At 67.9% G+C, this 22,126-nt stretch carries 20 protein-coding genes; 19 read left to right on the top strand and 1 reads right to left on the bottom strand.

What is annotated here, in order from left to right; translation table 11 throughout:
- Positions 1-83: 83 nt before the first annotated feature.
- The 9 genes from argS (at position 84) to prmC (ending at position 12,100) form a co-directional block, all read left to right on the top strand.
- Positions 84-1,742, top strand: coding sequence for an arginine--tRNA ligase (argS, locus tag NM1_RS32635; protein WP_068028952.1), 1,659 nt, complete (start codon positions 84-86; stop codon positions 1,740-1,742).
- A gap of 25 nt (positions 1,743-1,767) precedes the next feature.
- Positions 1,768-3,189: a diaminopimelate decarboxylase gene (gene lysA / locus NM1_RS32640; RefSeq protein WP_068028955.1), complete on the top strand. Its 1,422-nt coding sequence runs from the start codon at positions 1,768-1,770 to the stop codon at positions 3,187-3,189.
- Entirely contained in the window at positions 3,186-4,541 is a 1,356-nt protein-coding gene (locus tag NM1_RS32645) for a homoserine dehydrogenase (protein WP_068028958.1), read from the top strand. The genes lysA and NM1_RS32645 overlap by 4 nt, the downstream gene beginning before the upstream one ends.
- Complete coding sequence (gene thrC / locus NM1_RS32650; RefSeq protein ID WP_068028960.1) at positions 4,538-5,626, top strand: threonine synthase; 1,089 nt, start codon at positions 4,538-4,540, stop codon at positions 5,624-5,626. Before NM1_RS32645 ends, thrC begins: the two co-directional genes overlap by 4 nt.
- Before the next feature lie 25 nt (positions 5,627-5,651).
- Complete coding sequence (thrB, locus tag NM1_RS32655) at positions 5,652-6,611, top strand: homoserine kinase (RefSeq protein WP_068029053.1); 960 nt, start codon at positions 5,652-5,654, stop codon at positions 6,609-6,611.
- A 454-nt stretch (positions 6,612-7,065) separates the two neighbouring features.
- Complete coding sequence (gene rho / locus NM1_RS32660; protein WP_218022181.1) at positions 7,066-8,985, top strand: transcription termination factor Rho; 1,920 nt, start codon at positions 7,066-7,068, stop codon at positions 8,983-8,985.
- 745 nt (positions 8,986-9,730) lie between these two features.
- On the top strand, positions 9,731-9,961 hold the full coding sequence (gene rpmE / locus NM1_RS32665) for a 50S ribosomal protein L31 (protein ID WP_068028967.1): 231 nt from the start codon (positions 9,731-9,733) through the stop codon (positions 9,959-9,961).
- 144 nt (positions 9,962-10,105) lie between these two features.
- Entirely contained in the window at positions 10,106-11,185 is a 1,080-nt protein-coding gene (gene prfA / locus NM1_RS32670) for a peptide chain release factor 1 (RefSeq protein ID WP_068028971.1), read from the top strand.
- Positions 11,186-11,221: 36 nt separating this feature from the next.
- Positions 11,222-12,100: a peptide chain release factor N(5)-glutamine methyltransferase gene (gene prmC / locus NM1_RS32675; protein WP_068028975.1), complete on the top strand. Its 879-nt coding sequence runs from the start codon at positions 11,222-11,224 to the stop codon at positions 12,098-12,100.
- 106 nt (positions 12,101-12,206) lie between these two features.
- Here prmC and NM1_RS32680 read toward each other — a convergent pair whose 3' ends face one another.
- Positions 12,207-12,650 (bottom strand): nuclear transport factor 2 family protein, encoded by a 444-nt coding sequence (locus NM1_RS32680; RefSeq protein WP_068028978.1) that lies wholly within the window; start codon positions 12,648-12,650, stop codon positions 12,207-12,209.
- 161 nt (positions 12,651-12,811) lie between these two features.
- Here NM1_RS32680 and NM1_RS32685 point away from each other — a divergent pair, with 161 nt between their 5' ends.
- From NM1_RS32685 to atpD, 10 genes are all read left to right on the top strand, one after another.
- Complete coding sequence (locus tag NM1_RS32685) at positions 12,812-13,477, top strand: L-threonylcarbamoyladenylate synthase (protein ID WP_068028981.1); 666 nt, start codon at positions 12,812-12,814, stop codon at positions 13,475-13,477.
- 11 nt (positions 13,478-13,488) lie between these two features.
- Complete coding sequence (locus NM1_RS32690) at positions 13,489-14,667, top strand: MraY family glycosyltransferase (protein ID WP_068028983.1); 1,179 nt, start codon at positions 13,489-13,491, stop codon at positions 14,665-14,667.
- 10 nt (positions 14,668-14,677) lie between these two features.
- Positions 14,678-15,130 carry a Cg1360 family ATP-synthase-associated protein gene (locus tag NM1_RS32695; protein ID WP_174556943.1) on the top strand — a complete coding sequence of 151 codons (453 nt, stop codon included), beginning with the start codon at positions 14,678-14,680 and terminating at the stop codon, positions 15,128-15,130.
- Positions 15,131-15,441: 311 nt separating this feature from the next.
- On the top strand, positions 15,442-16,218 hold the full coding sequence (gene atpB, locus NM1_RS32700) for a F0F1 ATP synthase subunit A (RefSeq protein WP_114699886.1): 777 nt from the start codon (positions 15,442-15,444) through the stop codon (positions 16,216-16,218).
- Positions 16,219-16,288: 70 nt separating this feature from the next.
- The gene (locus NM1_RS32705) at positions 16,289-16,537 is read left to right on the top strand and encodes an ATP synthase F0 subunit C (protein WP_068028989.1); all 249 of its coding nucleotides are present in this window, start codon (positions 16,289-16,291) and stop codon (positions 16,535-16,537) included.
- 5 nt (positions 16,538-16,542) lie between these two features.
- The gene (locus tag NM1_RS32710) at positions 16,543-17,100 is read left to right on the top strand and encodes a F0F1 ATP synthase subunit B (RefSeq protein ID WP_114699885.1); all 558 of its coding nucleotides are present in this window, start codon (positions 16,543-16,545) and stop codon (positions 17,098-17,100) included.
- Between the two features lie 19 nt (positions 17,101-17,119).
- The gene (locus NM1_RS32715) at positions 17,120-17,929 is read left to right on the top strand and encodes a F0F1 ATP synthase subunit delta (protein ID WP_068028995.1); all 810 of its coding nucleotides are present in this window, start codon (positions 17,120-17,122) and stop codon (positions 17,927-17,929) included.
- A gap of 54 nt (positions 17,930-17,983) precedes the next feature.
- Entirely contained in the window at positions 17,984-19,621 is a 1,638-nt protein-coding gene (atpA, locus tag NM1_RS32720) for a F0F1 ATP synthase subunit alpha (RefSeq protein ID WP_068028999.1), read from the top strand.
- A 63-nt stretch (positions 19,622-19,684) separates the two neighbouring features.
- Positions 19,685-20,650: a F0F1 ATP synthase subunit gamma gene (locus tag NM1_RS32725; RefSeq protein WP_068029002.1), complete on the top strand. Its 966-nt coding sequence runs from the start codon at positions 19,685-19,687 to the stop codon at positions 20,648-20,650.
- A gap of 27 nt (positions 20,651-20,677) precedes the next feature.
- On the top strand, positions 20,678-22,126 hold the full coding sequence (atpD, locus tag NM1_RS32730) for a F0F1 ATP synthase subunit beta (protein ID WP_068029005.1): 1,449 nt from the start codon (positions 20,678-20,680) through the stop codon (positions 22,124-22,126).

The raw sequence follows: 22,126 nt of genomic DNA on the forward strand, positions 1-22,126 counted from the left end.
TTGCCGGTCCCGCGCGCCCGGGCGCCCGCCCGGCAGGTGCCCGCTGACGTCGCCCACCTGCTCGGACCATAGGATAGAGACTCGTGACTCCAGCTGACCTTGCAGACCTCCTTCGTGCTACCGCGGCGAAGGTGCTCGTCGAACGTGGATCGGACCCTGCGGTCCTGCCCGACGAGGTCAAGGTGGAGCGTCCCCGCAACCCGGAACACGGTGACTATGCCACGAATGTGGCCATGCAGGTGGCCAAGAAGGCGGGATTGAACCCGCGGGAATTGGCCGGGCTGCTCGCCGAGGCGCTGTCGGCGGCCGAGGGGATCGACTCCGCCGAGGTCGCGGGCCCGGGCTTCCTGAACATCCGGCTGGCCGCCGCCGCACAGGGCGCGATCGTCGAACAGGTGCTGGCCGCGGGCGAGAACTACGGCACGGCCGCCGCGCTGTCCGGCCGGAAGATCAACCTGGAGTTCGTGTCCGCCAACCCGACCGGGCCGGTCCACCTGGGCGGCACCCGCTGGGCCGCGGTCGGCGACGCCCTGGGCCGCATCCTGGCCGCGCAGGGCGGCGACGTCACGCGCGAGTACTACTTCAACGACCACGGCGCGCAGATCGACCGGTTCGCGAATTCGCTGGTCGCCGCGGCCACGGGCGCGCCCACACCCGATGACGGCTATGCGGGCGCCTACATCGGCGAGATCGCCGCCCGGATCGTCGCCGAGAACCCGGGCGCGGCCGAACTGCCGGAAGCCGAACGGCACGAGCTGTTCCGGCGCGAGGGTGTCGAGCTGATGTTCGCGCACATCAAGCAGACGCTGCACGACTTCGGCACCGATTTCGACGTCTACTTCAACGAGAGCTCGCTGTTCGAGTCGGGCGCGGTGGAGCGGGCGGTCGATGCCCTGAAGGCCTCCGGCGACCTGTACGAGAAGGACGGTGCCTGGTGGATCGCCAGCTCCGAGTACGGCGACGACAAGGATCGCGTCGTCATCAAGAGCGACGGCAAGGCGGCCTACGTCGGCGGTGACATCGCCTACTACCAGAACAAGCGCGATCGCGGCTTCGACCTGTGCATCTACATGCTCGGCGCCGACCACCACGGCTACATCGGCCGGTTGAAGGCGATCGCCGCCACCTCCGGCAACGATCCCGACACCGTCGAGGTGCTCATCGGCCAGATGGTGAATCTGGTGAAAGACGGTGTGGCCGTACGGATGTCGAAGCGTGCCGGTACGGTGATCACGCTGGACGACCTGGTCGACGCGATCGGCGTCGACGCCGCGCGGTACTCGCTGGTGCGGTCGTCGGTGAACTCCACCATCGATATCGACCTCGACCTGTGGACGACCCAGGGCAGCGAGAACCCGGTCTACTACGTGCAGTACGCGCACGCGCGCACCTGCCGCATCATCGAGAACTCGGCCGCGTTCGGATTCGATTCGGTGACACCGGATCTCGGCCTCATGACCTCCGACCGGGAGGGCGATCTCATCCGGACCCTCGGCGAGTATCCGCGGGTGGTGGCGACGGCGGCCGAGATGCGTGAACCGCACCGGGTCGTGCGCTACCTGGACGAGCTGGCGGGCGTGTACCACCCCTTCCAGTCCGACGACGACATGCGCGTGCTGCCCAAGGGCGACGACCCGGTGACGCCGCTCAACGCCGCCCGCCTGGAACTGGTCCGGGCCACTCGGCAGGTCCTGGCCAACGGCCTTGCCCTGCTGGGTGTCTCGGCACCGGAGCGCATGTGAACACCCCGGCTGGAAAGGAACCATCGTGAGCGCACACCCCGCCGGGCCCCGGCACGCCGAAATCCCGCACGCCCCCAATCTGCCCGAGCGCCCCGCGCACCCGTCGGAGCTGATCGAGCTGCCCGCGAACGTGTGGCCGCGCAACGCATCTCGCGACGCCGACGGGGTGGTGCGGCTGGCCGGTGTGCCGGTCACCGAGCTGGCACAGCAGTACGGCACGCCGCTGTTCGTGGTGGACGAGGACGACTTCCGGTCCCGGTGCCGCGACATGCTGCGCGCCTTCGGTGACAATGCGCGAGTGCACTACGCCTCCAAGGCATTCCTGTGCGGTGAGGTCGCGCGCTGGGTGCGCGACGAGGGCCTGTACCTGGATGTCTGCTCCGGCGGCGAGCTGGCCGTGGCGCTGCACGCCGGTTTCCCGGCTCGGCGAATCGCGTTGCACGGCAACAATAAATCCGTCCCCGAGCTGGAAGAGGCGGTCGCCGCCGGGGTCGGCCACGTCGTCGTCGACTCGCTGATCGAGATCGATCGGCTGGAGGCGGTGGCCGGTCGCGCGGGCGTCGTCCAGGACGTGCTGGTGCGCGTCACCGTCGGCGTGGAAGCCCATACGCACGAATACATTTCGACCGCGCACGAGGATCAGAAATTCGGCTTCTCGATCGCGGGCGGCGACGCCATGGAGGCGCTGACGCGGGTGTTCGAGGCGCAGAACCTGCGACTGGTCGGCCTGCACAGCCACATCGGCTCGCAGATCTTCGAGATCGACGGCTTCGAGATCTCCGCCCGGCGCATGCTGCGGCTGCTGCGCGACGCCATCGACAAGTTCGGCGTCGAGCGCACCGAGCAGATCCACACGCTGGATCTCGGTGGCGGGCTTGGCATTTCGTACCTGCCCAGCGACGATCCGCCGCCGCTGGACGACTTCGCCGCCAAGGTCCGCGATCTGGTGGCGAGCGAGGCCGCCCAGATCGGGCTGGCCACACCGGAGATCGCGGTCGAGCCCGGCCGGGCCATCGCCGGTCCGGGCACGGTGACGCTGTACGAGGTCGGTACCACCAAGGACGTCACGCTCGACGCCGGCGCGCAGCGCCGCTACGTCAGCGTCGACGGCGGCATGAGCGACAACATCCGGCCCGCGCTGTATCAGGCGGACTACGACTGCCGGTTGGTTTCGCGGTCCACCGACGCGGCGCCGGTCGTCGCGCGCGTGGTCGGAAAGCATTGCGAGAGTGGCGATATCGTCATCCGCGACACCTGGATCCCCGCGGACGTGGGTCCGGGCGATCTGGTGGCGGTGGCGGCCACGGGCGCCTACTGCTACTCGATGTCCAGCCGCTACAACATGCTCACGCGCCCGGCCGTGGTGGCCGTGCGCGACGGGCAGGCGCGGCTGATTCTGCGTCGGGAGACGGTAGGCGACTTGTTGAGCTTGGAGGTGGAAGCATGACCGAGGTTCTGGGGCAGGCGCGGGCCGGAGGTTTCGGACCCGACCATCCGATCGGCGTCGCGGTGCTCGGCATGGGCAACGTCGGTACCGAGGTGGTCCGGATTCTGCGTGATCACGCCGACGACCTGCGCGAACGGGCGGGTGCGCCGGTCGTGCTGCGCGGGGTGTCCGTGCGCCGCGTCGGCGTCGACCGCGGCATTCCGGAGGAACTGCTGACCACCGACGCCGAGGCCCTGGTCGCTCGCGACGACGTCGACCTCGTGGTCGAGGTGATGGGCGGCATCGATCCGGCCCGCAAGCTCATTCTCGCCGCGCTCAACGCCGGTAAGTCCGTGATCACCGCGAACAAGGCGCTGCTGGCCGACTACACCGGGGAACTCGCCGCGGCCGCCGAGCGCAGCCGCGCCGACCTGTACTTCGAGGCCGCGGTCGCCGGAGCGATCCCGGTGGTGCGCCCGCTGATCCAGTCCCTGTCCGGCGACCGGGTCAATCGGATCATCGGAATCGTCAACGGCACAACGAATTTCATCCTGTCGGCGATGGACGAGACCGGTGCGGACTACGACCTCACGCTGAAGGAGGCCACCCGCCTGGGCTACGCCGAGGCCGATCCGACCGCCGACGTGGAGGGCTACGACGCCGCCGCGAAGGCCGCGATCCTGGCCTCGCTGGCCTTCCACACCCGCGTCACCGCCGCCGACGTCTATCGCGAGGGCATCTCCCGGATCACCGGCGAGGATCTCGAGACCGCCGATGCGGTCGGTTGCACCGTCAAGCTGCTGGCAATCTGCGAGCGGATCTCCGGCGACCCGTCCCCCGACAAGGGCGGCAAGGAACGGGTGTCGGTCCGGGTGTACCCGGCCCTGATCCCGCGCAAGCATCCCCTCTCGGCGGTCGACGGCGCCTTCAATGCCGTGGTCGTGGAGGCCGAGAACGCGGGCCGACTGATGTTCTACGGCCAGGGCGCCGGTGGCGCGCCGACCGCCTCCGCGGTCATGGGCGACCTGGTGATGGCGGCCCGCAACAAGTTCTACGGTGGTCGCGCACCGGGCGAATCGGTTTATGCTGAGCTACCGATCGCGCCGATCGGGGACACCCCCACCCGCTACCACGTGAACCTGAAGGTTGCCGACCGCACCGGGGTGCTGCAAGCGGTGGCCGGCGAGTTCGCCGAGCACGGTGTCAGCATCTCGACGGTCCGCCAGGAGGGACACGACGAGGGCGCCCGACTCGTCGTGGTCACCCACCACGCGGAGGAGTCGGCGCTGGCCGATACGGTGGCAGCGCTCGCCGAGTTGGAGTCCGTCACGTCCGTGACCAGCGTCTTGAGATTGGAAGGCACCGAAGAATGAGTACAGGAGTGCAGCCGGCGGCTGTGCACACTCCCTGGCCCGGATTGATCGCCGCCTATCGCGACCGGCTCGCGGTCGGCGCCGACTGGGAGCCGGTGACGCTGTTCGAGGGCGGCACCCCGCTGGTGCCCGCGCATCACCTGTCGGAGCTGACCGGCTGTGAGGTCTATCTCAAGGTCGAGGGTCTCAACCCGACCGGTTCCTTCAAGGACCGCGGCATGACCATGGCGATGACCGACGCCAAGGCCCGCGGCCAGAAGGCCGTGCTGTGCGCCTCCACCGGCAACACCTCGGCCTCGGCCGCCGCCTACGCCACCCGCGCGGGCATGCACTGCGCGGTGCTCATCCCGCAGGGCAAGATCGCGATGGGCAAGCTGGCCCAGGCGGTCATGCTGGGCGCCAAGATTATTCAGGTGCAGGGCAATTTCGACGATTGCCTGGAGCTGGCGCGCAAGGTGACCGCGGAATTCCCGGAGGTCGGCCTGGTGAACTCGGTCAATCCGGCCCGCATCGAGGGACAGAAGACCGCGGCGTTCGAGATCTGCGACGCCCTCGGCCGGGCCCCCGACGTGCACGCGCTGCCGGTCGGCAACGCGGGGAACATCACCGCGTACTGGAAGGGCTACAGCGAATACCACGCCGACGGCGTCACCGCGATCCGCCCGCGCATGCTGGGCGTGCAGGCCGCCGGGGCGGCGCCGCTGGTCAGCGGCTCGCCCGTGAAGGATCCCGAGACCATCGCGACCGCCATCCGGATCGGCGCGCCGGCCTCGTGGAACAGCGCGGTGGCCGCGCAGCAGGAATCCGGCGGCGCCTTCCGGGCCGCCACCGACGAGGAGATCCTCGCCGCGTACCGGCTGATCGCGAGCACCGAGGGCGTCTTCGTGGAGCCCGCCTCGGCCGCGAGCGTGGCCGGGCTGCTGGCCGCTCGCGCGGAGGGCTGGCTGGACGCCGGTCTGACCGTGGTCTGCACCGTGACCGGCAACGGTCTCAAGGATCCCGACACCGCACTGTCGGGGATGCCGGAAGTTCAGGCGATCCAGGTCGATCCGGTCGCGGTGGCCCACGAGCTCGAGCTGGCCTGAGTTGAGTTCGCGCGAAGGCCAGGTGATGGCAAGGACCCTGCCCGCCGATATTTCGGTGACGGCGCGGGTGCCCGCGTCGAGCGCAAATCTGGGCCCGGGTTTCGATTCGCTCGGAATCGCCCTGGGGCTTTATGACGAGATCGTCGTGCGCACGACCGACTCCGGGCTTACGATCCGGGTGGAGGGCGAGGGTGCCGACGACGTACCTTGGGGCCCTTCACATCTCGTGGTGCGAGCGATCGAAAGGGGGTTGGAATCGGCGGGAGTCTGGGCCGACGGCCTGGATGTGTTGTGCCGCAACGTGATTCCACATTCGCGGGGGTTGGGGTCCTCCGCGTCGGCAGTGGTGGGTGGATTGGCCGCGGGTCGCGGCCTGGCCCGCGAGTTCGATCCCGAGCTGGCCGGTGACGATGCCGAATTGGTGCAGCTCGCTTCGGAATTCGAGGGTCATCCGGACAACGCGGCCGCCAGCGTACTGGGCGGCATCGTGGTGTCGTGGACCGAAACCGGTAGCCCGGTAGACACCGGCGTGAACGGAAAATCCGACCACCACCAGCGCCTTTACCGCGCGGTGCGGCTGGATCCGCATGCCGCCCTGCGGGCGACGGTGCTGGTTCCCGAGGAGCGGTCCTCGACCGCGCACACCCGCGGCCTGCTGCCGGAACTGGTTCCGCACGGTGATGCGGCGTTCAACGCGAGCCGTGCCGCCCTGGCGGTAGTGGCCTTGACGCAGCGTCCTGACCTGCTGCTACCGGCCACGGCGGACCGTCTGCATCAGGGCTACCGGTCGTCTGCGCTGCCGCTGACGACGGCGTGGATCACCCGGCTGCGGGACGCCGGAATCGCCGCCACCGTATCGGGCGCCGGGCCGACGGTGCTGGCTCTGCACACCGGAGAATTCCCTGCTGAGCTGCGTCAACAGGCCGCCGCCGACGGCCTGCGCGTGGTGCATCCCGCCATCTCCGACGGCGTGCGGGTGGTTTGACGGCGTGCCTGCCTTGCTGAGCTGAACAGTGGGAGCTATCCTGAGCGAGTCCGTACATCGTGCGCGTCAGTCGCCGGTGCTTCATCAGGGCAATCGCTCCAGCAGGCTCCTTGCTCAGGCTCGGAACCCGGGTCTCGGACGTCGGGGATAGCAACTGGAATGATCACTCCCACCTTTGTGAACCGGTGGCTGTGACCAGGTGGTTGATGGCCGCCGGTCCGGCGGGGCAGGCGATACGGCATCCGAGTTCGGCGCAATGACCGGACTTCGGTACGGAACCCTCGAATAAGCACACGGCAATCGAGGGAAGGAAAGGATCTCCGTGACAGATACGGACCTGCTCGCGACCCCCGGGGTGGATACCGATGCGCGCACCTCGGGCCGCGAAAGTGACTCCGGACAGATTTCGAAGATGAGCGAACAAACCGACGTCGCACGATCGGGGCTGACTGGAATGTTGTTGCCGCAGTTGCGCGCGCTTGCCGGAGAACTCGGTATCCGAGGGACATCCGGGATGCGTAAAGGCGATCTGATCGCCGCCATCAAGGAAAATCAGGCCTCCGGGTCGGGAAAGCCGACGCGTGAGACCAAGACCGCGGACGCCCGGGACGAGGCGAAGACCGCGGCCGCCGAGGCGCCGAAGGCCGGTGGGGAGTCCGGCTCGACCAAGGCCGAGGCCACCAAGACCGAATCGGGGAACAAGGCCGAGTCCGGCGCCAAGACCGAATCCGGCGGTAAGTCGGGATCGGCGCGCGCGGAGCAGCAGACGCTGGACGGCGTCGGCGCGGACAAGCCCGCCGAATCGCAGAACGCCGCATCGGATTCGGGCGACGACAGCGGCCGCGAGGGCGGCCAGCGGGGCCGGGGCCGGCAGCGCCGCGGGCGCGAACAGCGTTCCGGCGCAGCGAATGCCGAGGGCGAGGCGAAGGCCGAGGGCAAGGGTGGCGACGCCAAGTCGGAAGCCAAGGTTTCCGAGGGCAAGGGTGCCGACGCGAAGTCCGAGGGCGAGGCGAAGCCGGAGCAGGAGGCCGGCGACCGCCGCCGCGACCGCAATCAGGGCGGCCAGAACCAGAACAACCAGAACGGCAACCGCAGTGACAACCGCGGCGGTGACGACGAGGAGTCGGGCCGCGGGCGGCGGGGTCGCCGCTTCCGCGAGCGCCGTCGCGGCCGCGACCGCGAGGGCGGCGGCGGTGGCGAGAGCCGCGATGTCGAGATCCGCGAGGACGACGTCCTGCAGCCGGTGGCCGGCATCCTGGACGTGCTCGACAACTACGCGTTCGTGCGCACCTCGGGCTACCTGGCCGGGCCGAACGACGTGTACGTCTCGATGAACCTGGTCCGTAAGAACGGCCTGCGCCGCGGCGACGCCATCACCGGTGCGGTGCGTGCGCCCCGCGACGGCGATTCGAGCAATCAGCGGCAGAAGTTCGATCCGCTGGTGCGACTGGACACCGTCAACGGCGCCGATATCGACAGCGCCAAGCGCCGCCCGGACTTCAACAAGCTGACCCCGCTGTACCCGAATCAGCGGCTGCGGCTGGAAACCCAGCCGAACAAGCTGACCACGCGCGTGATCGACCTGATCATGCCGATCGGCAAGGGCCAGCGCGCGCTGATCGTGTCGCCGCCGAAGGCGGGTAAGACCACGATCATGCAGGACATCGCGAACGCGATCGCGGTCAACAACCCCGAGGTCTACCTCATGGTGGTGCTGGTCGACGAGCGTCCGGAAGAGGTCACCGATATGCAGCGCACCGTGCGCGGCGAGGTGATCGCCTCCACCTTCGACCGTCCGCCGGGCGATCACACCTCCGTCGCCGAGCTCGCGATCGAGCGGGCCAAGCGGCTGGTGGAGATGGGGCAGGACGTGGTCGTGCTGCTCGACTCGATCACCCGACTGGGCCGCGCCTACAACAACTCGTCGCCGGCGTCGGGCCGCATCCTCTCCGGTGGTATCGACTCGACCGCGCTGTATCCGCCCAAGCGGTTCCTCGGCGCGGCGCGCAATATCGAGAACGGCGGCTCGCTGACGATCATCGCCACCGCCATGGTGGAGACCGGTTCGACCGGTGACACGGTGATCTTCGAGGAGTTCAAGGGCACCGGTAATGCCGAGCTGAAGCTGGACCGCAAGATCGCGGAGCGGCGCGTGTTCCCGGCGGTGGACGTCAATCCGTCCGGTACCCGCCGCGACGATCTACTGATGAACCCGGACGAGGCCGCGGTCCTGCACAAGCTGCGCCGGGTGCTGTCCGGACTGGATTCGCATCAGGCCATCGATCTGCTGATCGACCGGCTGAAGAAGACCAAGAACAACCTCGAGTTCCTGATGACGGTCTCCAAGACCGCCCCGGGCCAGCTGGAGGAATAGGAGTCCTGATATTGCATTCCGGCATGCTTTCGGCCGGGACCTCACGGCGGCCTCGCTTCGGCGGGGCCGCCGCTGTGTTTTCGGGCCGAAGAACAGCAGCCCGATAACGGCCGCACCGATGATCAACATCGCCAGGATCATCGCGGTGGCCGAGGTGATGCCGCCCGTGGGAACGGTGTGGGCGGTGTATTCGAGTTCGGGTGTGCCGGGTTGCGGGGCGGCGGACGGGTCCGGTTGCTCACCGGGTGCCAGCCACCAGCCGATCCCGGCCGTCAATGCCAGCGCGGCCAGTACGGCACCGGCCGACATGCGGGCCGCGTGCCTACCCCCCGGCAGCGCGCGGCGCCTCGAGCGCGTCGGGTCCCTCCCGGATGTCAGGGACCTGGACCTCGTCGCCCCCCGAGCGGCGTGGAGATTCACTGCTGTCCTCTCATGTGATCGCACGGTTCTCACCTGGCGATACTCTATGAACAACGGTGTTCGTGTTCCTGCGTAGTCGACTACTCGACTTCAGCCTGGCTCGAGAGCTGCAAAGATGCGTGCCCGAAATTTCAGGGGGGAAGGAGTTGGGGGCAAGGGGGGAACAAACCCGACCCGGGGTGCGTTTTGGGAGCGTGTCAGCGGTTCTGGCATACTGGATCGCTGGTGCGTCTGCTGGTAGAAGGCAGACCATCCCGCCTAGTCGGTTCCGGTTCACGCCCTCGAGCTTCGACGGCGACCCGGCGACCACATCGAAAGGACACCCATGAAGGCAGGAATCCACCCCACGTACGTGGACACGACCGTCGTCTGCGGTTGTGGCAACACGTTCCAGACTCGCAGCACCAAGGAGTCGGGCCACATCAACGTCGAGGTCTGCTCCCAGTGCCACCCGTTCTACACGGGCAAGCAGAAGATCCTGGACACCGGCGGCCGCGTCGCCCGCTTCGAGGCCCGCTACGGCAAGCGCGCCAAGAAGGCCGAAGACGCCAAGTAACTGTCCCGCCGACGCCCGTCCTGCCCAGCAGGTCGGGCGTCGACGTGTTTGAGCGCCCGCTTCACGTTCCCGGCGTTGAGCGTCCCTTTGTATTCCCGGCATGCTTTCGGCCGGGATCTCCCCATCGTCATAGGAGCACACGCGATGGCCGATAAGACGGCCCCGTCCGCGATCGACGACATCCTGGCCGAGCATGCCGGGCTGGAGATGCAGCTGTCCGATCCGGCGCTGCACAACAACCCGGGAGAGGCCCGTCGCGTCGGCAAGCGGTTCGCCGAGCTCGCTCCGATCATGTCGACCTACACCAGGCTGCAGTCCGCGCGCGACGATCTGGCCGCGGCACAGGAGCTGGCGGCCGACGATGCGTCGTTCGCCGCCGAGGTGCCCAACCTGGAGCAGCTGGTGTCCGAGCTGGAGCAGACGCTCACCGATCTGCTCGCGCCGCGCGATCCGCACGACGCCGACGACGTGGTGCTCGAGGTGAAGTCCGGCGAGGGCGGCGAGGAATCGGCGCTGTTCGCCTCCGACCTGGCCCGGATGTACATCCGCTATGCCGAGCGGCACGGCTGGAAGGTCGAGGTGCTCGACGCCAACGTCTCCGATCTGGGCGGTTACAAGGAGGCGACGCTGTCGATCAAGAGCCGCGAGCCCAGCCGCGACGGAGTGTGGTCGCGGCTGAAGTTCGAGGGCGGCGTGCACCGCGTGCAGCGGGTGCCGGTCACCGAATCGCAGGGACGCATCCACACCTCGGCCGCGGGCGTGCTCATCTACCCCGAGCCGGACGAGGTCGAGCAGGTGCAGATCGACGAATCGGATCTGCGCGTGGACGTGTACCGGTCCTCCGGCAAGGGCGGTCAGGGCGTCAACACCACCGACTCGGCGGTGCGCCTCACCCACCTGCCCACCGGCATCGTGGTGACGTGTCAGAACGAACGATCGCAGCTGCAGAACAAGATTCGCGCCATGCAGGTGCTCGCGGCGCGGCTGCAGGCACTGGCGGAGGAGCAGGCCGACGCGGAGGCGGCCGCCGGGCGAGCCAGCCAGATTCGCACGGTCGATCGGTCCGAACGCATTCGCACCTATAACTTCCCGGAGAACCGGATCACCGATCATCGCATCGGTTTCAAAGCTCACAATTTGGATTCGGTGCTGGGTGGTGACCTGGACGCCCTCTTGGACGCACTGGGTGAAGCAGACCGCGCGGCCCGCCTCGCCGCCGAGTGACCGTCGATGGCTGACGGGGCGGGCATTCTGGACGGTGTGAGCCGAGTTCCGTTGCGGCCCGCGATCCTCGAGGCCGCGGAGACCCTGCGGGCAGCGGGGGTGCACAGTCCGCGCGTGGATGCCGAATTCCTGGCTGCGCACGTGCTCGGTGTCGAGCGTTCGCGGCTGGCGTTGATCCCGATGGTGACGGCCGAACAGCTGGGGGAGTTCCGGGAACTGGTGGCGCGGCGCGCGGAACGCGTTCCGCTGCAACATCTCACGGGCAGCGCGGCGATGGGGGAGATCGACCTGGCGGTCGGGCCCGGGGTGTTCGTGCCGCGGCCGGAGACGGAGCTGCTGTTCGCCTGGGCGCTGGCGCAACTGGAGGCGGCCGGGCACGAACATCGGCCGATCGTGGTCGATCTGTGCACCGGCTCGGGGGCACTGGCGCTGGCCATCGCGCACGCCCGCCCCGATGCCGAGGTGCACGCGGTCGAACTCGATCCGGCCGCGCTGAGCTGGGCGCGGCGCAATGCCGACCGCTGCGCCGCGGACGGCGACACCCCGATCACCCTGCACGCCGGTGACGTCACCGACCCGCGGATCCTGTCCGAACTCGACGGGCGGGTCGACGTCGTGGTCGCCAACCCGCCGTACGTCCCCGTCGCCGCGGAGCTGGATCCCGAAGTGCGCGACCATGATCCGCACCTCGCACTGTTCGGCGGCGGCGACGGCCTGGACGTGATCCGCCCGATGGTGGGCACCATCGCCCGCCTGCTCCGCGCCGACGGTGTCACGGCGGTCGAACACGACGACTCCAACGGTTCTCAGGTCGCGGCGCTGTTCCAACGCACCGGATTCATCGCCGTGGTCGAGCATCCGGACCTCGCCGGTAAGCCACGCTTCGTCGCCGCTCGCCGGGTGGTCGCCGACTGATTCACCGGACCGTCCGTCGGCTCCGCGGGTCCAGCCGGCCCTCGGCAACCCGGTTCGTATCCCTCGGAGCACTCTCGCCCATGGGGCGGAGCGATTCCTGCCGGGCCTATCCGACCTCGAGGCGGCAGATCTCGGCGATGGCGGCGGTGTCCCAGTAGAACGGGTGCACCTCGCTGATCTGCCCGTCGGTGATCTCGACGGTCTGCAGGATCGGGAACTCGAGCTCCCGGCCGGTCGCCCGCGCGCGGGCATGCACCCGCGTCAGCACGACGAGCGGGCTGACATCGCTCAGGAACGTCTGCTCCACCATGTCGAAGCGCTCCCATACCCCGCTCATCGCCCGGAAGAACTGCTCCATGCCCGCATGCCCGCGCCAGATCCCGCCGTACGGCAGCGCCTCGGCCTGATACAGCGCGACATCCGGCGCGAAGTAGGGCGCCAGCGTCGCGAACGACGCCCGCCCCGGCCCTCCGGCCGCAAGGTACTCCGCCTCGGCCCGATACATCCCTTCGAGAACAGCAACAGCGGTCGACGCAGAAGAAGTGGTCATGGCAACCACTATCGGGCCAGGTCCCGACCCTCGCTGGCGGAAATCCGTCCCCGCTTTCCCCTGGGGTGCGGGCAGGGTATTCGTGCTGGCCGGGCTGGTTCGGGCGGGTGCGTACCCCGCCGGGGGACGTGCGGTGAGACACATTCAATAGACTCCCTGCCGTGAGTACCGTCTACGACTGCTCCGACCCCGACTCGCGGGCCGCCGGTCTGACCGCCGCGCGGACGACCCTGAAATCCGGGCGGCTGGCCGTCATTCCGACCGATACGGTGTACGGCCTCGCCGCCGACGCGTTCGATTCGGCGGCCGTCGAATCCCTGCTCGCCGCCAAGCGGCGCGGGCGGGATATGCCGGTGCCGGTGCTCGTGGGGTCCTGGAGCACCATCGACGGACTCGTCTTCTCGGTGCAGTCGCAGGCGCGCGATCTGATCCGGGCGTTCTGGCCCGGCGGGCTGAGTCTGGTTGTGCAACAGGCGCCCTCGCTGGCGTGGGATCTCGGCGACGCCCGCGGCACGGTCATGCTGCGCATGCCGCTGCATCCGGTCGCGCTGGAGTTGCTGCGCGAGGTGGGCCCGCTGGCGGTCTCCAGTGCCAATGTCTCGGGGCAGCCGCCCGCCACGACCGTCGACGAGGCCCGCACGCAGTTGGGCGACCTGGTCGGCGTGTACCTGGACGGCGGCACGGCCGAGCACGGCCTGCCGTCCACCATCGTCGACCTCACCGCCGATACACCGCGCATCCTGCGCGAGGGCGCGGTGACAGCGGTCCAGGTGGCCGAGGTGCTGGGCCTGTCGCCGGACGAGCTCACGCCCGAAACCGCGCGGTGACGGCCTGCTAGATGGGTTTCAGTCAGAGCGCGGTCGTTCCGCTGCGCGAGCTGCTCCTGGTGCTGCTCGTGTCGGCGGTGGTGACGCTGCTGTCCACCGGCGGCATCCGGGTGCTGGCCATCGCCTTCGGCGCGGTGGCCGTGCCCCGCGAGCGGGACGTGCACTCCAAGCCGACCCCGCGGATGGGCGGCGTCGGCATGTACATCGGCGTCCTCGCCGCGGTGCTGTTCGCGCACCAATTGCCCGCGCTGCGACGGGGATTCGATTTCGTGCCGGATATTCCCGCGGTGCTGGTGGCGGCCACGCTGATCGTGCTGGTCGGCATCGTCGACGATCGGTGGGGCCTGGACGCGCTGACCAAATTCGTCGGTCAGATCACCGCCGCGGGTGTCATGGCGGTGATCGGGCTGAGCTGGGTCGTCATCTACAACCCGTTCAACCAGACCACGGTGGTGCTGGACACGCTGCAGGGCGGCCTGGTGACGGTCGTCGTCACCATCACCATGATCAATGCGATGAATTTCGTCGACGGCATGGACGGCCTGGCCGCCGGGCTCGGCCTGATCTGCGCCGGGGCGGTATTCGTCTTTTCCATGGGCCTGCTCTACGCGCAGGGCGGTGACGTCAGTACCTATCCGCCCGCATTGCTCGCGGCCGCGCTCGCCGGCGCCTGCCTGGGATTCCTGCCGCATAATTTCCAACCCGCCCGCATATTCATGGGCGATTCCGGTTCCATGCTGATCGGGCTGATGTTGGCGGCCATCTCCACCGGCGCCTCGGGTCGAATTCCGCTCAACGGATACGGGCCGCGCGATATCGTCGGTCTGCTTTCACCGCTGCTGCTGGTCGGGGCCGTGATGTTCATTCCGGTACTGGACCTGGTGCTGGCGATCGTGCGCCGGGTGCGGGCGGGCGTGAGTTTCTCCACTCCGGACAAAATGCACCTGCATCACCGGCTGCTGCAGATCGGCCATTCGCAGCGCCGGGTGGTGCTGACGATTTATCTGTGGGTGGGCGTGCTGGCCTTCGGTGCGGTCGGAACCTCGCTGATCGAGAATCGTCAGGCGGTCGTGCTGCTGTTCGCGGCCGGGCTGATCTGCGCACTGGTGCTGACCGCGGTGCCGTCGCTGCGCGAGGCCGTCGGAATACGCCGCCGGGCACCGCGCGGGGGCGAGGGCGGCGCCGAGTAGAGTGGCCCGCGTGAGCACGGCATCCGAGTATCATCCCGACGCCCCGCTGCGCGCGGCGCTGCGCTACGGCATCGCCGGATTGATCGTGCTGGTGGTGTTGTCCGCCGTCCTGGGGTCGATCTTCGCCGGACTGCCCGGCCTGTGGGGCGCGCTGATCGGCGCGGCCATCGGCGGTTTCTTCATTCTCACGACCGCGGCGCTGGTGCTGTTCAGCGGGCGATTGGACTCCGGCATCCAGGGCATGGTGATGCTGGGCAGCTGGGTGGGCAAGTTGCTGGTGGTGATGGTCGTGGTCGCGGTGCTGCAGCGGTTCGACTTCTACAGCCCCGGCACGCTGTTCCTCACCGTGGTGGGTGCGCTGCTGATCGTTCTGGGTGCGGAAACGTACGGTCTTCTGCGACAACGGGTTCCGGTGGTCGACCTGCCGGACGACCACGCGGACCAAGATCGTTCAAACGTTTGAGACCACCCCCTACACGTTGTCGTAGATAGCTTGGTAAACTCTTTACCGTAGGCAGCCAAACCAGGGGCGTTCACAAAGATCGAGCCAGGGTGGCTATGCTTACAGCCGTGCCGGACCTGAGGGGGTTCGGCTCTGCACCGTCGACGATGTCGCCGACGTACAGACGCCATGGCGGGTATGCCGACCCGCGCAGCTGCTGACGAACTCGAGCCGACCTGAGTCGACCACAAGATCGTCAATGTCCGATCGAACCGCAGGCGAAAGCATGTCCTGCGGCCCGAACACGGGAGAGAACGCTGAGCGTCACCACTTTGGCGGCCGAGTTTCACGCGCCGTCGCTGTCAGATTTCTTCCCTCCAGCTGTGCTGTTCGAGGGGACGCCTTTCGAGCTCGACCGTTTGATGCTCATCCGCGTCCTGATGACGGCGGTCCTGGTCGCGGTGATGCTGCTGGCATTCCGCAGCCCCAAGATCGTGCCGCGCGGACTGCAGAACATCGCGGAGTCGGGCCTGGTCTTCGTCAAGGAGCAGATCTGCGACGAGGTGCTCGGTAAGGAATCCGGTCGGAAGTTCTTCCCGCTCATCGCGACGATCTTCTTCACGGTGCTGTTCCTGAACTTCTCGGGCATCATCCCCTTCCTGAACATCTCCTCGAACGCCCGAATCGGCATGCCGATAGTGCTGGCCGCGATCGCGTACGTCGCCTTCAACTACGTGGGCATCAAAAAGTACGGCTTCTGGAAGTACATGCGTTCGAGCATCGTCGTGCCCAATGTGCCGATCGCGATGCACGGACTGCTGATTCCGATCGAGTTCATCTCGACCTTCATCCTGCGCCCGTTCACGCTGACCGTCCGACTCATGGCCAATATGCTGGCCGGACACATCATGCTGGTGCTGTTCTTCAGCGCGACCCAGTACTTCCTGTTCGACGGCGCCGCCTGGATGAAGGGGCTGTCCCCGTTCGCGCTGCTCGGTGGATTCGCCTTCACGCTCTTCGAGATCCTGGTGATCTTCCTGCAGGCCTACGTTTTCGCGCTGCTCACCGCCGTGTACATCGGACTGGCGCAGCACGCCGACTCGCACTGACCGCACAACCGCACAAGACTGCCCCACCTCGTCGCCCGGCGGGTGGGCAACAGAAAGGGAAAGAAATCTCATGAGCCTCTCCTACGTGGCCGCCGAACTCGCCCAGACCTCCGAGAAGGTCAAGGGCTACGGCGCGATCGGTTACGGTCTGGCCGCCATCGGCCCCGGTATCGGCGTCGGCATCGTCGTCGGTAAGGCGATCGAGGGCCTCGCCCGCCAGCCCGAGCTGCAGGGCACCATCCGGACCAACATGTTCCTGGGCATCGCGTTCACCGAGGCGCTGGCACTGATCGGTCTCGTCGCCGGCTTCATCTTCTGATTGCCATGAACGGGATTCATTTGCTCGCCGAAGAGGCGGCGGAGGACAAAAACCCTCTCATCCCGGAGCCGTACGACATTGTCTGGTCGGCGGTCTGCATCATCATCATCGGGTTCGTCTTCTACAAGTACGTCATCCCGCGTTTGATGAAGGTGCTCGACGAGCGCTCGGACAAGATCGAGGGCGGCATCGCCAAGGCCGAGGCCGCGCAGGCCGAGGCGCAGGCGACCCTGGAGCAGTACCAGCAGCAGCTGGCCGAGGCCCGGCTCGAGGCCGCGCGCATCCGTGAAGAGGCGCGCACCCAGGGCCAGCAGATCCTCGCGCAGATGCGCGCGGACGCACAGGCCGAGGCCGACCGCATCGTGGCTTCGGGCAATGCGCAGCTGGACGCTCAGCGCCAGCAGATCGTGACCGAGCTGCGGTCGGAACTGGGCCACACCGCCGTCGATCTGGCCGAGAAGGTCATCGGGCAGTCGGTGTCGGACGAGGCCAAGCAGGCTGCGTCGATCGACCGGTTCCTCGCCGAGCTGGACGAGAAGGCCGGCATCGGGGTCGGAAGGTAACGAACCGAAAGTGGGAAGCATGTACGCAGCGAGCCGCGAGGCGAGTTCCCGTGCCCGGGAAGCTCTTTCGGCCGCTCTCACCGGGAGCGACTCCGTCGCCGCCACGACGGGCTCCGAACTGTTCGCCGTTGTCGCCGTACTCGACGACCAGCGTTCGCTGCGTGTAGCGCTCGCGGATAAGTCGGTGTCGAGTTCGGCGCGCGCCGAACTGGCCGAACGTGTCTTCGGCGGCAAGATCAGCGCGGCCACCCAGGCCGTGCTGACCACGGCCGTCGCCGAGGACTGGTCCCGCACCCGGGACCTGGTCGACACGCTGGTGCTGCTCGGCCGGGAGGCGCTGCTGCGCGCCGCGGCCGATCGCGAGCGGATCGACGCCGTCGAGGACGAGCTGTTCCGGCTCGGTCGCATCGTCGAGGACAATCCGGACCTCGAGCAGGCCCTGGCCGACCGCGGCAAGTCCGCCGCGGACAAGCGCGGCCTGATCGGGCGCCTGCTGACCGGCAAGGTCGAGGACATCACGATCCAGCTGGCCGAGCAGGCGGTCAGCCGCTCGCACGGCGACGTCGGCGTCGTCTTCGACCACCTGTCGGATCTGGCGGCGTCGCTGCGCAAGCAGATCGTGGCGCACGTGCGGGCCGCCTCGGAGCTGACGCCGCAGCAGCGGGAACACCTGGCGGCCTCGCTGCAGCGCATCTACGACAAGCCGGTCACCGTGCACGTGCAGATCGACCCGAGCCTGCTGGCCGGTGTCGTCGTGCGCGTCGGTGACGACGTGATCGACGGCAGCGCCGTCGGCCGACTGCAGCGGCTGCGCCAGTCCCTCGGATAATCCGGCGCGCCACCCCCCGACATTCCAGACCACACAGCGAGAGCAGGAAGAACCATGGCGGAGCTGACGATCTCCCCCGATGAGATCCGTAGCGCGATCGAGAGCTACACCCAGAGCTACACCCCCGAGACCTCCATCGAGGAAGTCGGTGTCGTCACCGACACCAGCGATGGCATCGCCCACATCAGCGGCCTGCCCTCGGCGATGGCCAACGAGCTGCTCGAGTTCCCGGGCGGCGTGCTGGGCGTCGCGCTGAACCTCGAGGACACCGAGATCGGCGCGGTCATCCTGGGTGAGTTCGACACCATCGAGGAGGGCCAGCAGGTCCGCCGCACCGGTGACGTGCTCTCGGTGCCGGTCGGCGACAACTTCCTCGGCCGCGTCATCGACCCGCTCGGCGCGCCGATCGACGGCCTGGGCGAGATCGAGTCCGACGAGCGCCGCGCGCTGGAGCTGCAGGCCGCGTCCGTGCTGGAGCGCCAGCCGGTCGGCGAGCCGATGGCCACCGGCATCACCGCCATCGACGCCCTGACCGCGATCGGCCGCGGCCAGCGCCAGCTGATCATCGGCGACCGCAAGACCGGCAAGACCGCCGTCTGCATCGACGCCATCCTGAACCAGAAGGCGAACTGGGAGTCGGGCGATCCGACCAAGCAGATGCGCTGCATCTACGTCGCCATCGGCCAGAAGGGCTCGACCATCGCCGGCGTCAAGGCCGCGCTCGAGGCGCGCGGCGCGATGGAGTACACCACCATCGTCGCGGCGCCCGCGTCGGACTCCGCCGGCTTCAAGTGGCTGGCGCCCTACACCGGTTCGGCGCTGGGCCAGCACTGGATGTACCAGGGCAAGCACGTGCTGATCGTGTTCGACGACCTGTCCAAGCAGGCCGAGGCCTACCGCTCCATCTCGCTGCTGCTGCGCCGCCCGCCGGGCCGCGAGGCCTACCCGGGTGACGTCTTCTACCTGCACTCCCGTCTGCTGGAGCGTTGCGCGAAGCTGTCCGACGAGCTGGGCGCGGGCTCGATGACCGGTCTGCCGATCATCGAGACCAAGGCCGGTGACATCTCGGCGTTCATCCCGACCAACGTCATCTCCATCACCGACGGCCAGGTCTTCCTCGAGTCCGACCTGTTCAACAAGGGTGTGCGCCCGGCGATCAACGTCGGTACCTCCGTCTCCCGTGTCGGTGGCGCCGCGCAGACCAAGGGTATGAAGCAGGTCGCCGGGTCGCTGCGTCTGGAGCTGGCCCAGTACCGCGAGCTGGAGGCGTTCTCCGCCTTCGCCTCCGACCTGGACGCCGCGTCGCTGGCGCAACTGGAGCGCGGTGCCCGCTGGGTCGAGCTACTCAAGCAGGACCAGTACAGCCCGGTCGCCGTCGAGGACCAGATCGTGTCGATCTTCCTGGTCGACGGCGGCTTCTTCGACACCGTGCCGGTCGGCGACGTCCGCCGCTTCAACAACGAACTGCTGGAGGATCTGCACCGCAGCGCCGCCGACGCGTTCAAGGCGATCGAGGGCGGCAAGAAGGTCGAGGGCGAGGCCGCCGACCAGTTCAAGGCCGCGACCGAGAAGTTCAAGCAGGGCTTCCTGGCCTCCGACGGCAGCCGTGTCGTGAACGAGGCCGCCGCGGGCGAACTGGGCCACGAAGAGGTCGAGTCGCTGGCGGTCACCCGCAAGCACGTCGAGAAGTGATCGGGTCGTAGACCGGATGTTGTCTGTCGAAGACCGAGCGAATGAAGGGAGTGTGAGTAGCTGATGGCAAGCGTGCGCGAATTGCGCTCCCGCATTCGCAGTGTGAGCTCGATCAAGAAGATCACGAAGGCTCAGGAGCTGATCGCGACCTCGCGAATCACCAAGGCGCAGGCCCGGGTCGCGGCCGCCAAGCCGTACTCGGAAGAGATCACGAAGGCGCTCGGCGAACTGGCCGCCGCCTCCAAGAATCTCAACCACCCGCTGCTGGTGGAGCGGCCGAATCCGCGCCGCGCCGCGGTCCTGGTGATCACCAGCGATCGCGGCATGTGCGGCGGCTACAACTCGAACGTGCTCAAGCGCGCCGAGGAACTGGTCACCACGCTGCGCGGCGAGGGCAAGGAGCCGGTGCTGTATGTGATGGGCGCCAAGGGCCTGACGTACTACACGTTCCGGCAGCGTGAGGTGAACGGTTCGTGGCTCGGGTTCTCCCAGCGCCCGAACTACACCGACGCGTCGGCCGCGTGCAATCACCTGGTGACGGCCTTCATGGCCGGTGCCGACGGTGAGGTGGCCACGCCGGACGGTGCGGGCACCATGGCCGGTGTCGACGAATTGCACGTCGTGTACACGCGATTCGTCTCGATGCTGACGCAGACCCCGGAGGTCCGCCGGCTGGCGCCGATCCAGGTGAGCTTCGTCGACGAGAACTACGAGCTGGGCCCGGATCCGTTCACCGATTCCGATGCGGAGGTCACGGCCCAGTACGAGTTCGAGCCCGATGCGGACACGCTGCTGGCGGCGTTGCTGCCGAAGTACATCAACACCCGCATCTACTCGTCGTTGCTCGAGGCCGCGGCCTCGGAGTCGGCCGCGCGCCGCACGGCAATGAAGGCCGCCACCGACAACGCCACGGATCTGGTCAACAACCTGACCCGCCAGGCGAACTCGATCCGGCAGGCCAACATCACGCAGGAAATCAGTGAAATCGTCGGCGGCGCGAACGCGCTGGCAGCAAGTCCTAGCGACTGAGCCCGAGCCCACCTAGGAAGAAGACAAATGACCGCAGCAGTTACTGCAGATAGCACGAGCCGGGCGGGCGCTGGCACAGGCCGCGTCGCCCGGGTCATCGGCCCCGTCGTGGACGTCGAGTTCCCGCGGGGTGCCATTCCCGAGTTGTTCAACGCCCTGCACGCGGAGATCACCCTCCCGTCGGTGGCGAAGACTCTGACCCTCGAGGTCGCCCAGCACCTCGGCGACAACCTGGTTCGCTGCATCTCGATGCAGCCGACCGACGGCCTGGTCCGCGGCGTGCCGGTGTCGGACACCGGCAAGCCGATCTCGGTTCCGGTCGGCGACGTCGTCAAGGGCCACGTCTTCAACGCCCTCGGCGACTGCCTGGACTCCCCGGGCACCGGCCGCGACGGCGAGCAGTGGGGCATCCACCGCCAGCCGCCCGCGTTCGACCAGCTCGAGGGCAAGACCGAGATCCTGGAGACCGGCGTCAAGGTCATCGACCTGCTCACCCCATACGTGAAGGGTGGCAAGATCGGCCTGTTCGGTGGCGCCGGTGTCGGCAAGACCGTGCTGATCCAGGAGATGATCACCCGTATCGCGCGCGAGTTCTCCGGCACCTCGGTGTTCGCGGGCGTCGGCGAGCGCACCCGTGAGGGCACCGACCTCCACCTGGAAATGGAAGAGATGGGCGTCCTGCAGGACACCGCCCTCGTCTTCGGCCAGATGGACGAGCCGCCGGGCACCCGTATGCGCGTGGCGCTGTCCGCGCTGACCATGGCGGAGTACTTCCGCGATGTGCAGGGCCAGGACGTGCTGCTGTTCATCGACAACATCTTCCGTTTCACCCAGGCGGGTTCCGAGGTGTCGACCCTGCTGGGCCGCATGCCTTCCGCCGTCGGTTACCAGCCGACCCTGGCCGACGAGATGGGTCAGCTGCAGGAGCGCATCACCTCGACCCGTGGTCGCTCGATCACCTCGATGCAGGCGATCTACGTGCCCGCCGACGACTACACCGACCCGGCGCCGGCCACCACCTTCGCCCATCTGGATGCGACCACCGAGCTCTCCCGCCCGATTTCGCAGAAGGGTATCTACCCCGCCGTCGACCCGCTGACCTCGACCTCGCGCATTCTCGAGGCCTCGATCGTCGGCGACCGGCACTTCGCGGTGGCGAACGAGGTCAAGCGAATCCTGCAGAAGTACAAGGAACTTCAGGACATCATCGCCATTCTGGGTATGGACGAGCTGTCCGAGGAGGACAAGGTCCTCGTCGGCCGCGCCCGTCGCCTGGAGAAGTTCCTCGGCCAGAACTTCATCGTGGCCGAGAAGTTCACCGGTCAGGTGGGTTCGGTGGTGCCGCTGGAGCAGACCATCGACGACTTCGACCGGGTCTGCAAGGGCGAATTCGATCACCTGCCGGAGCAGGCGTTCAACTCCTGCGGTGGCCTGGACGACGTCGAGGCGGCCGCGAAGAAGATCGCCGGAAAGTAG

This window comes from Nocardia mexicana NBRC 108244 (assembly GCF_001613165.1).
In the GTDB taxonomy this organism is placed as follows: Bacteria; Actinomycetota; Actinomycetes; order Mycobacteriales; family Mycobacteriaceae; genus Nocardia; species Nocardia mexicana.